This is a genomic window from Moorella naiadis (nom. illeg.) (genome assembly GCF_051020825.1).
Lineage (GTDB): Bacteria > Bacillota > DSM-521 > Neomoorellales > Neomoorellaceae > Neomoorella > Neomoorella naiadis.
On sequence record NZ_JAXGFQ010000010.1, the window covers coordinates 1 to 12974 of the forward strand.

The 12974-nt window shown below is 52.0% G+C and carries 16 protein-coding genes and 2 tRNA genes; 5 read left to right on the forward strand and 13 right to left on the reverse strand.

Annotation, left to right across the window (positions count from 1 at the left end; all coding sequences use genetic code 11):
* The first annotated feature begins 73 nt into the window (after nucleotides 1-73).
* Nucleotides 74-913 carry a tyrosine-type recombinase/integrase gene (locus SDD30_RS08060; RefSeq protein ID WP_434074415.1) on the forward strand — a complete coding sequence of 280 codons (840 nt, stop codon included), beginning with the start codon at nucleotides 74-76 and terminating at the stop codon, nucleotides 911-913.
* 153 nt (nucleotides 914-1066) lie between these two features.
* Here the strand turns inward: SDD30_RS08060 and SDD30_RS08065 are convergent.
* The 4 genes from SDD30_RS08065 to SDD30_RS08080 all read right to left on the reverse strand — a co-directional run bounded on the left by SDD30_RS08065 (nucleotide 1067) and on the right by SDD30_RS08080 (nucleotide 2557).
* A tRNA-Val gene (locus SDD30_RS08065) sits at nucleotides 1067-1141 on the reverse strand.
* Nucleotides 1142-1153: 12 nt separating this feature from the next.
* A tRNA-Ala gene (locus SDD30_RS08070) sits at nucleotides 1154-1229 on the reverse strand.
* Nucleotides 1230-1317: 88 nt separating this feature from the next.
* Complete coding sequence (locus SDD30_RS08075; RefSeq protein WP_434074416.1) at nucleotides 1318-1689, reverse strand: DUF1634 domain-containing protein; 372 nt, start codon at nucleotides 1687-1689, stop codon at nucleotides 1318-1320.
* A gap of 31 nt (nucleotides 1690-1720) precedes the next feature.
* The gene (locus tag SDD30_RS08080) at nucleotides 1721-2557 is read right to left on the reverse strand and encodes a sulfite exporter TauE/SafE family protein (protein WP_434074417.1); all 837 of its coding nucleotides are present in this window, start codon (nucleotides 2555-2557) and stop codon (nucleotides 1721-1723) included.
* 84 nt (nucleotides 2558-2641) lie between these two features.
* Between SDD30_RS08080 and SDD30_RS08085 the strand changes: the two genes are divergently transcribed.
* The 3 genes from SDD30_RS08085 (at nucleotide 2642) to SDD30_RS08095 (ending at nucleotide 5489) form a co-directional block, all read left to right on the forward strand.
* A complete protein-coding gene (locus SDD30_RS08085; protein WP_434074418.1) occupies nucleotides 2642-3952 on the forward strand; it encodes an FAD-dependent oxidoreductase in 1311 nt (436 codons plus the stop codon).
* On the forward strand, nucleotides 3952-4302 hold the full coding sequence (locus SDD30_RS08090; RefSeq protein WP_434074419.1) for a ferredoxin family protein: 351 nt from the start codon (nucleotides 3952-3954) through the stop codon (nucleotides 4300-4302). The genes SDD30_RS08085 and SDD30_RS08090 overlap by 1 nt, the downstream gene beginning before the upstream one ends.
* Nucleotides 4303-4412: 110 nt before the next feature.
* Nucleotides 4413-5489 carry a hypothetical protein gene (locus tag SDD30_RS08095; RefSeq protein WP_434074420.1) on the forward strand — a complete coding sequence of 359 codons (1077 nt, stop codon included), beginning with the start codon at nucleotides 4413-4415 and terminating at the stop codon, nucleotides 5487-5489.
* 276 nt (nucleotides 5490-5765) lie between these two features.
* On the opposite strand, the gene SDD30_RS08100 is transcribed toward SDD30_RS08095, so the two are convergent.
* On the reverse strand, nucleotides 5766-6080 hold the full coding sequence (locus SDD30_RS08100) for a zinc-ribbon domain containing protein (protein ID WP_434074526.1): 315 nt from the start codon (nucleotides 6078-6080) through the stop codon (nucleotides 5766-5768).
* Between the two features lie 171 nt (nucleotides 6081-6251).
* On the reverse strand, nucleotides 6252-7136 hold the full coding sequence (locus SDD30_RS08105) for a radical SAM protein (RefSeq protein WP_434074527.1): 885 nt from the start codon (nucleotides 7134-7136) through the stop codon (nucleotides 6252-6254).
* 674 nt (nucleotides 7137-7810) lie between these two features.
* On the opposite strand from SDD30_RS08105, the gene SDD30_RS08110 reads away from it, so the two are divergent.
* A complete protein-coding gene (locus SDD30_RS08110; RefSeq protein ID WP_434074421.1) occupies nucleotides 7811-8074 on the forward strand; it encodes a hypothetical protein in 264 nt (87 codons plus the stop codon).
* A 101-nt stretch (nucleotides 8075-8175) separates the two neighbouring features.
* Here the strand turns inward: SDD30_RS08110 and SDD30_RS08115 are convergent, their stop codons facing one another.
* From SDD30_RS08115 to SDD30_RS08145, 7 genes are all read right to left on the reverse strand, one after another.
* Complete coding sequence (locus SDD30_RS08115) at nucleotides 8176-8505, reverse strand: hypothetical protein (RefSeq protein ID WP_434074422.1); 330 nt, start codon at nucleotides 8503-8505, stop codon at nucleotides 8176-8178.
* A gap of 1076 nt (nucleotides 8506-9581) precedes the next feature.
* The gene (locus SDD30_RS08120; protein WP_434074423.1) at nucleotides 9582-9794 is read right to left on the reverse strand and encodes a hypothetical protein; all 213 of its coding nucleotides are present in this window, start codon (nucleotides 9792-9794) and stop codon (nucleotides 9582-9584) included.
* A 176-nt stretch (nucleotides 9795-9970) separates the two neighbouring features.
* Nucleotides 9971-10810 (reverse strand): tyrosine-type recombinase/integrase, encoded by an 840-nt coding sequence (locus tag SDD30_RS08125; protein WP_434074424.1) that lies wholly within the window; start codon nucleotides 10808-10810, stop codon nucleotides 9971-9973.
* A 108-nt stretch (nucleotides 10811-10918) separates the two neighbouring features.
* Nucleotides 10919-11350, reverse strand: coding sequence for a hypothetical protein (locus tag SDD30_RS08130; RefSeq protein ID WP_434074425.1), 432 nt, complete (start codon nucleotides 11348-11350; stop codon nucleotides 10919-10921).
* A 64-nt stretch (nucleotides 11351-11414) separates the two neighbouring features.
* Nucleotides 11415-12050 carry a hypothetical protein gene (locus tag SDD30_RS08135; RefSeq protein ID WP_434074426.1) on the reverse strand — a complete coding sequence of 212 codons (636 nt, stop codon included), beginning with the start codon at nucleotides 12048-12050 and terminating at the stop codon, nucleotides 11415-11417.
* A complete protein-coding gene (locus SDD30_RS08140; protein ID WP_434074427.1) occupies nucleotides 12050-12397 on the reverse strand; it encodes a hypothetical protein in 348 nt (115 codons plus the stop codon). The genes SDD30_RS08135 and SDD30_RS08140 overlap by 1 nt, the downstream gene beginning before the upstream one ends.
* A gap of 12 nt (nucleotides 12398-12409) precedes the next feature.
* Nucleotides 12410-12766: a hypothetical protein gene (locus SDD30_RS08145; protein ID WP_434074428.1), complete on the reverse strand. Its 357-nt coding sequence runs from the start codon at nucleotides 12764-12766 to the stop codon at nucleotides 12410-12412.
* Nucleotides 12767-12974 lie beyond the last annotated feature (208 nt).

The window sequence follows — 12974 nt, forward strand, 5'->3', positions numbered from 1 at the left end:
TTATTTCAGGAATTTAGCCGATTTTAGGGCGCAATAACCCTTGACAAGCTGATATTTTCTTTATGCAACGCTAGTGAATCAATATAATGAAAAAGTTAAAGAAGGGAAAATCTCCTCTACCACAGTACGTTATATTCACGCGGTAATCCACGGTGCTCTGGAGCAAGCGTTAAAAAATAATTTAGTCGCGCAGAATGTAAGTGAGGCTACTACTCTCCCCCAAGAACGAAAGAAAGAAATCCATACTTTAACAATGGCGCAAATCACACAGTTATTTTCAGCCATTGAAAATGATCGCCTGTTTCCTGCCATAATGCTCGAATTAACTACTGGGCTGCGCAGGGGAGAATTGTTAGGTTTACACTGGCGGGACGTCGACCTAAATGCAGGCATCCTAACCGTGAGGCGAAATCTGGTCCGCATAAAAAATCATGAAGCCAAAGAAGGAGAAAAGAAAACTAAATTGGTATTTCAGGAACCGAAAACTGAGGCTAGTCGGAGGACTATACCTATTGCCCAGCAGGCTTTAGAAGAACTAAAGCGGCATAAAGCTCGTCAGGAACAGGAAAAACGACTTGCCGGGCCGTCATACCAGGACAATGATCTGGTATTCTGTAAGGAGAAAGGCCTCCCTATTGATCCGAGGAACTTTACCCGTCATTTTGACATATTGTTAAAACGGGCCGGGATACCACATATCCGTTTTCACGATACCCGACACACCTTCGCTACGTTAATGCTCGAACTCGGAGAGCACCCCAAAGTAGTGCAGCAGATATTGGGCCACAGTAAAATAGCCGTCACGCTAGACACTTATACCCACGTGCCCCTTGACTTGGAAAAGCGTGCGGCAGAAAAGCTCAATCAAGCTCTTATAGAAAGAAAAATTCCTCCCTCGCAGGAAGGAATTTAGACAATGAAAAGATTTAGTCTCAGGAACATTGCCGCCAGCCCTTTTACATCTCCGGCGGCAATGTTGTTAATGCATCCGGGCTGGGTTGTTGTCAAGTTGTTGTCAAACCGCCTTTTGTAGTCTTCTCTTGAACCCCGGAAGCCTTGATATTCCTGGTGGGCACGGCTGGTTTCGAACCAGCGACCTCTTGAATGTGAGTCAAGCGCTCTCCCACTGAGCTACGCGCCCCTGTAAAATTGTTGGTGGACGTGAGGGGATTCGAACCCCTGGCCTCTAGAGTGCGATTCTAGCGCTCTCCCAACTGAGCTACACGCCCGTGTCCAGGATGCCTATATAATAAAATGGCAACATGCACCCATATCCACCAGGCGCAATTCTAATTATATCCCCCGGCCGCCGTCCTGTCAAGCCGAACCGGCGGCCAGGCTGATAAAGAGAATCACCATCACCGTCAAGGAGATAGCGGCAAATAACCAGTCCCTTTCCAGGGCGAAGCCCAGGCCGGTAATAATCACCCGGGCCAGGGGGGTGAGCAAAAGAACTATCAGCCCGAGATCAATCAAGGCCATGGGGTGGAGATTGGGAGCCAGTTTTAGCACCTGACCTACTGGCAGGACGTGGCTCTGGGACAAACCCGGATTCAGGGCCAGAAGCCCCATCCCAAGGAGCATTAATACGACACTGATTAGCACTCCTGCCAGCAGGACGCGACTAACGACGTGTTCCAGGTTATATTCCCTGGCCTGACCCCTCCGGGCACTATCAGCTACAGCCATAAAACAATCCACCTCCTCTGCAGGCTTTTCCTTAGCGAATCTGGATCCCAACAGCAGTTAAAGCCATCTGAACGGCTAGAAAAATCAAGACCACCGCCATCAGTTTAGCCAGGAAGTTACTATTTACCTTACCGGCCAGGTGTGAGCTGAGGATTGCCCCTAGAAAGACACCGATGGCCGTCGGCGCGGCAATCAGGGGGTCGACGAAACCGCGGGTGTAATAGATATAAGCACTGGCTACGGCTGTTACCCCGATCATGAAGTTGCTGGTAGCTGCTGCCGCTCGCATGGGTACCCCCATGGCCAGGACCATAGTTGGCACTTTTATGACCCCGCCGCCGATACCCAGCAGCCCGGAAATATTGCCAGCTATAAAGGCAACAAATAACCCCAGGGGTAGTTTTTGCACCCGGTAGCTAACCTCTCTCTGCAGGTGGGCATCATAGAAGGTGGCTCCCAGGCGGCCGGTATCAACTACTCTTTCCTGCCCGTCCTGGTTTCCCTTTACCTTCTTGAACATGGAATAGGCTGTACCCACCAGGGCTACAGCGAAGATCCCACTTAAAATCTGGCGGCTGAGGATGGCAGCCGTTAACCCCCCCAGGATACCACCGGTAGCTGTGGCCGTCTCCAGGGTCATCCCCAGGCGCATATTGGTGAGGCGGCTTTCAAGGTAAGTACTGGCCGCAGCGCTGGAAGTGGCAATCACCGCCACAATGCTGGCGCCAATGGCCGTATGGATGGGCACGTGAAATACCAGGGTTAGTAAAGGTACCAGCAAAACCCCGCCGCCAATGCCGACCATTGCCCCCAGGATACCCGTCAAAAAGCCCATGATGAGAATCTCTACTGCCAGGCTCAGGGCCACAATCCATCACTCCGACATTTTTCGTCATTCTATTATATTATTCTCTCCCCAAATTGTAAATGATAATAGCGGAGGAGGTTTGTCATGGTCGATAGTTACGATGCCATTGTCGTCGGCGCCGGCCCGGCCGGCAGTGCGGCCGCCTTGACCATGGCCCGGGAGGGCCTTTCTGTTACCCTGCTGGAGCGGGGCGACTACCCGGGCAGCAAGAATGTCTTCGGGGGTACCATCTACCGTCAACCCACAGCCGAGATCAGCTCCGCCTTCTGGCATGAAGCCCCACTGGAGCGGGCTATCATTAACGACGAGCTCTGGCTGTTAGAAACCGATTCCGCCGTCCGCATGGGTTTTACCAGCAAGCGCTTTGCCCGTGATCCGTACAATAAATTCGCTGTCTATCGCTCCCGCTTCGATAAATGGCTGGCACGCCAGGCCCAGGAGGCCGGGGCTCTCTTACGTACCCGGGCCTGCGCCCGGGATTTCACCTACGACAAAGGTCTGATCACCAAAGGGCCTATTAATGGCGTCCGCCTGGATACCGGGGAAATCCTACGGGCCAACGTGGTCGTTATTGCCGAGGGGGTTACCCCTTTTCTCACCGGCAAAGCCGGCTTACTAAAAAAACAGCTGCCCCCGGCAGCCTTCACCCTCTATGTTAAAGAAGTTCTGGGCCTGCCCCGGGAAAAAATCAACGAACGCTTCCACCTGGAAAACGACGAGGGCAGCATTATCGGCATGTTCGGTTACCCCAACGCCACCGGCGTGGGTAAAGCTGGCCTCTGGACCTACGGGGAGACCCTGTCCCTTATCGTCGGCGGGTCCCTGTCTCAGATGGTGTCCATGGGCCTGAGCCCCTACGTCCTCCTGCAACGGGTTAAAGGCCATCCCCTGGTCAAACCATTAATCGAAGGGGCTGAACCCCTGGAGTACCAGGCCCACCTCATACCTAAGGGTGGCTATGAGTTTATTCCCCAGCTCTACGGCGATCACGTCCTGGTTACCGGGGACGCGGCGACCATGATCAGCGGTCGCCGGGGAACAGACCTGGCCATGCTTTCGGGTAAATACGCTGGCGAAACCGTGGCCCAGGCCAAGGCTAAGGGGGATTTTTCCGTCAAAATGCTGGCTAACTACCAGCTAAAACTACAAAAGAGCTTTTTCTACAAGGACATCAAGGCCGGCCGGGAAGATTTTTTATATTACCAAAAACATCCTGATGCTGACTACCTGTTAAGCAGCACTTTAAACGACCTGGCCTATCAATTCTTCACCGTGGACCTGCAGAATACTCACCAGAAACACCAGCAGCTAAGAAATATCATTGCCGGCCAGCAGTTTCCCTTGAAGACCCTGGATGATCTCTGGTCCGGCCTGCACCACTGGGGGGCTTTTTAATGCGTCAAGTTAGACACCTGCAGCGTCAAGCAGCACCTGCAACAGTAGCTGAAAATGGTGGCCAAAATAATTTGCTGGGTAAATTCCCCGGCGATCCCCTGCTTTTAACACCCAGGCTGGTTGACGAGGAGATGCATATCAAGGTTAAGGATGATCAAGCCTGCCACCGCTGCCTTAATAAGCCCTGCACCTATGCCTGCCCCAGCCAGGTATTTGAGTGGGAAGAAGATCACGTCCGGGTGAAATACCCCCGCTGTATGGAGTGCGGCGCCTGCCGGTTATTCTGCCCCGAAGGCAATATTCTGATGGAATATCCCCGGGGCGGTTACGGCCTGAATTACCGTTATTGATTTAGTAATAAGTTCTGTTGGTGTACTCGATGTTGTTTTTTACATTTTTTTCCTGGATGAGCAGGATTCAACCCCACGGTGGCGAATATCTATAGCCGGGAGGGAAAAAAATGCGACGGTTTTTAATCCTGCTGACTATTCTTTTCTGGCTTATTCCCCTGGTTCGCCCGGCCCGAAGTACAGCCATCTCCGACTCCCTGCGCCAGCAACTTCAAAATAATGCGAACGAAGAGAGTCGCCTCCTGCAGGAAATTATGCTCCTTGATACCCGCCTGCAAAAAACCCGGGATGAAAGCCTGCATTTAGCCCAGGACCTTATTACTGCCCGGGAGGAGTTGCAGGCAGCCCGCTCCCGCCAGGCCAAGGCCGAGGCTCGCCTGGCTGCAGGCCGGCAGGATCTAGACCGCAGCCTGCGTTTTTTCCAGGCCTACGGCGCCTCCCCTTACATCCTGGCGGCATTTTTTAGTCATGACCTGCCAGATTTCTTTATCCGCTGGGAGCTACTGAAATACCTGGGCAATCATTTTTTAGGAATTGTCCGCAACAACCTGACTCTTTATCATTTAGCCCGCCAGGAAAGTATGCAGGTAGCAGCTAGGGAAAAGGAACTACAGCGGGCGCAAGCGGCCCTCCAGGCAGCCGGGGAGCGCCTAGCCGCCTTAAAACAGGAGCGGGAAGCTGAGCTTGATAACCTACGCCGGCAGAGTTCCACCTGGTCCCGGGACCTGCTGGCCTTGGAGGGATCCTGGTCCGGAGCCCTGCCAACCCTGCAATACCTGCTGGGCCAGCTCCCGACTTTACCCTGGAAAAACCTGAAACCCGACGCCGTAGACGTCGATTTTGCACGGGGCGAGGTCCTGGCTACCTTCAGCCAGCAGAATCTCAACGCTACTCTCCTTACTCCGGAAAAATTACCGGGGGTGCGCCTTGACCTCACTAACGGAAACTTGCTAATTCCCGGTCCTGATTTTCAAATCCAGGGGAGCCTGCAAGTAGCCGGCGCCCACCAGCTTTTCTTTATTCCCCAGGGAGTGACCTTTGCCGGCCTGCCGTTAAGTCCCACCACCTGGAGCGAACTCCTGCCCCAGGACAAGCTAATCATCGATTTGCCCCCGCCCGACTTTGACCTGAAATTTAAGGATATCAAACTGGCTCCGGGCCGGATGATCCTGATCCTGCAAAAATAAGGCCTGGTCCACCTAGTTGCCCCTATTTCCCGGCCATTTATGAAAGTACATATACCCCCGACCAAGTCCCTGGCCCCGTGGGGTCTGGGCGGCAGTGAGAGATCACAGCTTCTCCGGTTTTAGGAAAAACCGGAAGGCGTTTGACGGTAAAGGTGGCGAATTAAAGGGCTATGAGTGCTTTTTTACGGCAAGAAACCCGGCCCTTTTTAATTAAGGACCGGGTTTCTTTATAGTTATATTATAGCCCCTAAGGGCTTCCCAAGCTAACTCGGCAGGTTAACGGTAATTTCTGGCTCGCATGTTACTGTAGCAGTCCCGGCAGTAAACGGGCCGATCGCCCCGGGGTTCAAAGGGTACCTCCGTCATGGCACCGCACTGGCTGCAGATGGCCTTATACATCTGCCGCGGCCCGGAACGGAAGTCGCTGCGACGCTGGCCGCCGTTCATACGCTGTTTCCGGGCGGCCCGGCAATCGGGGCAACGGGAAGGCTCATTGGTAAAGCCCTTTTCAGCAAAAAACTCCTGCTGACCGGCAGAAAAAACGAACTCCGCCCCGCATTCCTTGCACGTCAAAGTTTTGTCCTGGTAAATCATCATACTCTCCCCAAAGATATTCTCCCTAAAGCATCCGGGCCAGGTACCGTACTGACTAGGGCTATCCCTGGGGGTGATAGTTTTAGTAGCCGGCCAAGCCAAGTCTTTAGAGGCTCCTTTAGTATACCGCATCAATAATATTTTTGCAACTATTTCTTGCCTGCAGGCTTAAAAACTGGGAATATATGCTTCCGCCGCGGCTTCCATCTCCTGGCAGTAGCCATTCTCCAGGCCCAGGCTATCAAAGTAGTCAAGTACCTGCTCGTATTCGCCGGGAGTCAGGCAGCGGTTAATCTCCGGGAAGCCTTCCGCCCGCCAGATGGGTACGTACTGGGCCATAATACTCAGGAAGGTCTCGCGGGGCAGGTTGGCCCGCACCCAGGCAAGGACCCGGCAGGCCCCTTCTACCTGGCCGGGGAGAACCAGGTGCCGGATGAGGAGACCCCTCCGGGCCAGGCCATTTGTATCCAAGGTTAAGACCCCTACCTGGCGTTGCATCTCCAGGACAGCCGCTGTCGCGGCGGCGAAGTAACCCGGAGTCTGACTGTACCGCCGGGCCGGCTCTTCATCTGCATATTTCAGGTCCGGCAGGTAGATATCAACGAGCCCCTCCAGGGAGCGTAAAGAATCCAGGCTCTCGTAGGCGTTACAGTTATAGACCACCGGTATCTTGAGGCCCTTGTTCCGGGCCTGCCGGAGGGCCGGGGCCACCAGGGGGGTATAGGGAGTCGCCGAGACCAGGTTAATATTGTGGGCACCCTGCTGCTGCAGGTCCAGGAAGGTGGCCGCCAGGTCGGCCGCAGTCATCTCCCGCCCCCGTCCCTGCCAGCTAATGCGGTAATTCTGGCAGAAGGCACAGCGCATATTGCAGTGGGAAAAAAATACTGCCCCGGAGCCCCGGCTACCGCTCAGGCAGGGCTCCTCCCATTGATGCAGGGTAGCCAGGGCCACCCGGGGCTGGGCGCCGGCGCGGCAGAAACCCTTCTCCCCGGCCAGGCGGTTAACCCCACAGGCCCGGGGACAGAGCCGGCAATCCTCCAAGGCCGGATACATTGTCCTATCCGCCATGAGTGCCACCGTTTCCCTCCCAGTTTTTTCGCCCCAGCTGCCATCGTCAGCCTGCATCCCAATTAATTTTAGCATAAGTTTGCGCCAAGGTATCAGGAAACTTCTACTGGCAGCCGTCACACTTTTTAATAGGAATCATAATATATGGTAGAAACTAAGAAAGGAGGATCATTATGGGAGGATTCGGTTTTCCCGGCTTCTTCGGTAACTGGGGCTTTATACTTTTCTTGATCCTCATCCTCTTGTTCTTTGGCAACTAATGAAGAGGCAAAGTAAAGCTCTCCACCCTTTACCTGCAGTTTCCAGCCGGCAGCCCTCCGATCCCGGGGGGCTGCTCAGTTGTTACCTGTAAATCTTCTATTATGCCTTTATGCCTTGTTTATACCTTGCGGGGAACGGCGATGATCCCCTCTCCGCAGATAGACATGGAACTAGGGGATGAACTTTATATCACCCTCACCAACCTGGGATTATTCCTGGCAAAGAAACCTATTCTTCGATGTCCACATCGTCCACATTCACGGTGGCCACGTCGCTAATCAAGTTGACGGCGTTACTGCAACTTCCTGGGGTGTGCCGGTAAGCTGGTACCGTTCCACGTCCACGGATGGCACGGGCGGATAATAGGGAAAGACAGCAATGAGAGGGTAACCGGCGAGATGAACTTTACCACCCTGGTCGGCTTCTGCGAGAGCTATGATGTCCTCTATATCGCCGATGATAAGCGGGCTGTTTACGCCGATTATATTTTCTGCGGCAAGGCGGGCTTCCCGTCCTTGAAGCAGCAAGTCGCCGAAGCAACCGTCAGAGCCAAAGCCGTCGGTACCTTCATCGAGCTCTTCCCCGGCGCCACCGATTTGTGGGCTAATATTGCCGGGAATTTTTTGTCTCTGAAAAAAATACCCGACTTACGCCGGGGATAAAGTGGAGGCAGATAATTTGCTTCATAGAAAGTCCCTGGATCCCCCTGGGGATAAAAAAATTTCGGCCAATCGCAGGGGGAGATTGCAATTCAATAAATAATCTAGTCTGATGTCTCGTCGTCTTTACATTTCTCCGGTATTTCTACACTACATACCTGACTTAAAGGTATAATAATAACATCTACAAATTCAGTATCTACTACGTCGCCGCCGGAAAAAGTGATAACTTCAATTTCCAAATCGTCAACTTCAGTCAGCTCGATAAAATCTCTACCTATTAGCGTTAACCTTCCACCTTTGGCTTTTTTACAGCATTCGCCACAGAAAAACTCAACATTAACTACCCTGCCTTGAAATCTGGAAGCCAACCTTCTGATAAAGTTTTCCAAGGTAAATCGCTGGACGTTGGTGTTGCTGTTGTTGTCAGTCATGGTAAAAAATCCTCCTTTAGGAATTTGATGGTATATCCTATTCGCATATCTACCGAATTGTTACTTTGTCGCCAAGTAGGTAATTAAATTTATCAACTAAATTTTAATAGGTCCTACTGGCTAATTCCTTTGATAACAAAGGGGGCACCCGTACCGCCCCTATTGCACCGGCCTCGATGTACATAGGCCTTAATACATAATTTAAGGCGTTAACACTCACACATCTCCACCCATTCCATACAATATAGTGAGAAATGGGAAAGGAGGGTTTTTATGGGTGGCGGACTTTTTGGCCCCGGATTTATGGGCGGCAGGTTTGCTTTCGTGTTGTTCTTAATCCTCATTCTGCTATTCTTTGGGGATTCCTAAAATCTGCTCAAGATTCCTAGTCCTTTAGCCCCCTGTTTCGGGGGGCTTTTTTGCTTTTTTGTGTTATAACCAAAAATGCCCCCGGACCCCAGCATATAGCCGCAGGCCCAGGGGCTTATCCTATTCCTTCGATGCCTCGCCATACCGCAACTGACCCAGCCCGGCCGTACCCCGCCCCGCTGCACCAAACCATACCTCACCACGCCAGATATTTGGTGGAGCAATTTGTAAACAAGGTAATAGTAAAAAAAGACACCATTGAAATCGTCTTCAAGGTGTCTTTGGATTCAGATGGTGGAGGCGAGCCGTACCTTATCATATCCGGAATTACAAAAAGGGAATTTTATTTGTTAGGATATTAGCCCCGTCCCCGCTACCTGGCGGGGCCTGCCCTGTTCGCTTGCAGTCTCACGGCTACGGCAACCCGGCGCCGTTAATAGGGCTCCCGCTTTAAGTTTATTATAACCCTTTTACCCGGCTAACGATAGTGGCCCAAAGTTTCCCCCTCTCTTCGGTAGATAGTTTAAAAAGCATAGATATGGTTTCTACCCTTTGGGTCCATCCGTCAGGCTTTCCCTGACCACCCAGGGCCTTATACAAACATCGTCTACCGTGGCAATCCAGTAGGCTCATTATCTTTGACCATGCCACTGGGGAATCATAAGGTGGCCGGGGCCTTTTTATTTCGGGAGTCTGGCCTAAAAGCTCTATAAATCTCCCGGCTGTATTTTCTGGAGGCTGGTAACTCGCTCGTTTATCCTTGTTCTGGACAGCATACGCCATATAAGCCATTGAAACCATTCCTCCTCTTGCATATCATTTAAGGCCTCAAATAATTTAGCCTGCTTGCTGGCGATTAATATTTGGTCCTCTTTACTACTAACCAGCAAAGGCCCATGATGCCGTCCCAAAGCAGCCATAGCGTTTTCCACCAGGCATTCTACATCATGCCTGGTAGCAGAAAGATAGTAGGGGGTTCCCTTATGGCGTACATAAAAGCCACCCGGGAACCGCGGTTCATATTCTACTACGAAACATCCCCTATTCCTGGCGTTTATCTTAGGCCAGTCAATCCCCTGTAACTTTATCACCATTATCACCCCTCATCTTCAACGGCTTTTTCCAGGTCCGCCCATGCTGGCCTGGTATATTTGGCCGTAGTATCCAGCCTGGCATGTCCCAGGAGGCCAGCCACTATGACTATATCCTTCCCGGCCCGGAGCAACCTGGTGGCAAAGGTATGGCGTAAAACATGGGGCGTTACGCCGTCCACACGGGATAGGTAAGCATACTTGCTGATAACGGCTTGGGCCGCCCTGGTGGTAAGGGGGCCCTCACCCTGGCCAGGGAATAGCCACCTGCTACCCGGCGGCCTGGCGGCCAGCCAGTCCCTGATAGCTACCCTGGCATCTGGTCCTAATGGCACTTCTCGCCTTTTTAGGCCCTTCCCTGACCTTACAACCACTTTTCCTTTACGTTCGCTAACTTCAACATCCTCGGCCAGGACCCTTACCGCCTCGCTTACCCGAAGCCCTGCATTGACCATCAGGGCGACCAGGGCCTTATCCCTGGCGCTTCCCTCCCTTTCCACCGCCCGGAGAAACCTGGCCAGGGATAGCTTATCTAGCGATTTTGGTGCTGCCCTGGCTTCGGCCACCCGGCGGGGAAAACGTGGTAACTCGGCCAGGTTGCCCCGATCAACCTCCCACCGGAGCCAGGACCGGATAGCCGCCAGGCGGCGGTTAACGGTAGCTGGCTTAAGGCCCCTGACCGTAACCATATGCCCCTGGTACTCCCGGAGGTCTATGGAGGTTACCTGGCCCGGCGCCGGCGGCCTCCCGTTAGTCGCTAAAAACCACCTGGCAAAGTCGGCCAGGTCCTCCCCGTAAGCTTCCCTGGTGCTGTCTCGGAGGGTATTCAGGTAGTCATCGAACATCCAAAATACCTCTTTCCGCGTTATGCGAAAGCATTTTTTTACGATAACGGCGGCCCTAACCGGCATAACTCTGTACCGGATGGCCGCCTTTTTTACGCCTAATGCCTATTAGACGCAAACATTAGGCGAAACGTCCTCATCATCTTCTAACTCATCCCGATACTCTCTTAGGGCCGCCTGGAGGTCCCGGCAGAAGGCATCATACCGCCTGGCAAGGCCCGGCGTCATTTCATCTCGCCTTAGAAAGATAAAGCTACGGCCATAAATCTTTACCCTCCTGGCCGCCCAGGGGGCCGTATGGCGGTAGAAAAGTGATGCCGGGACCAACTCATAGCCGGTAATCTTTGCAATACGCATGATGGCTTTATACAGCCTATGGCCGGTATATCGCTGCGTCCAATGAGCGAACCATTGCATGGTCTGCACCCCGGAGGGGTTATGGTAAAGCCACTTATAGGGGTTCACTTGCGGCCTGGCCAATTCCAGGGTAATTTCTACTGCCCGTTCTACGACTTTTTCTTCTGCATACCTGTCTTGCATTATTAAACCCTTCTCTTAAAATGTTAACCCGCGAGCTGCTGTTTAAGGTTAACAATAAATCAGTTCATTCCTCAAGGACCTCCTCTTGCTCCCCTTTGCCTTCTTCCGTACCCTCTTTTATCGCTTCTATCCGGTCCAGGAACTTGCTAAATTGCCTTTCATTCTGCGGGAACTCAACGGCTCTTACGATTGCATGGCTATCATACATACCGGCATTAAATATCTCATTAGCAATAGTTTTGGGCAGAAACTTGCGCCTTAATAATTTTTCCCCTTGATAATCGTATATGTCATACTGGAACCCGGCCCCGGTTTTATGGCAGTCAACCAGGATATTTGTAAGCAGCCGCATACGGCTATCCAGGTTCCGTATGCTCGGAGTGGTCATAAACAGGCTTGCATTAAGTTTCCGGAGATAAAAGAAAAACTGGGTCATATAGATATTGCCGCCCTTGTGGAATAACCGGGCATCAAGATTAACATGGGCCTCGTCAAGCAACACGATACTGGCCTCCGACCGGGCTACGTTATAAAAGTCCCTGTAACTGCCTAAAGACTTGGCCCCTTTCAGTCCATAGTTGGCATAGAGGTCCACCTTTATCCCTGCTCTTCTGGCCCTAGTGGCGAAATAAAGGGCCAGGATACCCATCCCGAAAGTCTTTCCTTCGCCCAGGTTGCCCTGGAACACCCAAACATACATCACTTATCACCGCCAAATACCTTAGACAGCCTCACCTTGCCGGTCACAAAACCGCCCAGGGTCATCTTTTCGATTACATCGATAAATACATTAGGCGGCGTAATTTCTTTGGCCATACCTGTTGCTGTAGCTATAATTGGCTCATAGAGCTTATGATGCCTTTGGGCTTGCAGGCTCCGAAGTAAGGCCACAGCCGCCACCTGGCGTTCACTTAAAGGCGTTCCATGCTTTTCCATAAAGCGGAGGGTTTCCACCAGATCACCCCTGCTGGAGGCAAAAAGCTCCCCCGCCATGATGTCTTGCAAACTGCGGCCACCGCTACCACCGTTATTGTTTTCTTCAGCCATCATCTCACCTCCCTAATGCCTTAAGAGAAACACCGTTATTAGCAATGCCACTATCATAATGTAAAACTGGATATTTGCCGTCCGGGCGGTATTGCCGTAGTCAAACAAATTTCGCAAGACCACCGATTTTTCCAGCCTGGCGATATTTTCGCTATCGGCCAGGTAGTTGCCCTTGTACCCGTAAACATAGGCCCGGCCACCAGCAGGGAAGTACCTGACTTCCGCATCTGCTTTCGGGAGGACCATCCCTGCTCCGGTAACTGCTTCCTCATCCTCGTTTTCTACAGGTATAGTCCTGATTTCGCTGTCGTTCATGAGGATAATCAGATCATAGTTATCCTGCTTTCTCTTACCTATGCCGAATACCATTCCTTATTCCTCCCTGGCTGATTTTGAAATATAGCCAAATAGCCGGTATCACTACGGCAGCAATTCCGGTGATTATTCCAAAGGCCGCCTGAAAGAAAAATTGAAATACCATGCGTTATCCCTCCTAATATTAGGATAATCAACCTTAAACTTCGTACAATGAACATTATCTGAAATTCCGGGCTAAAAAGAGAAGTCCACGATAAAA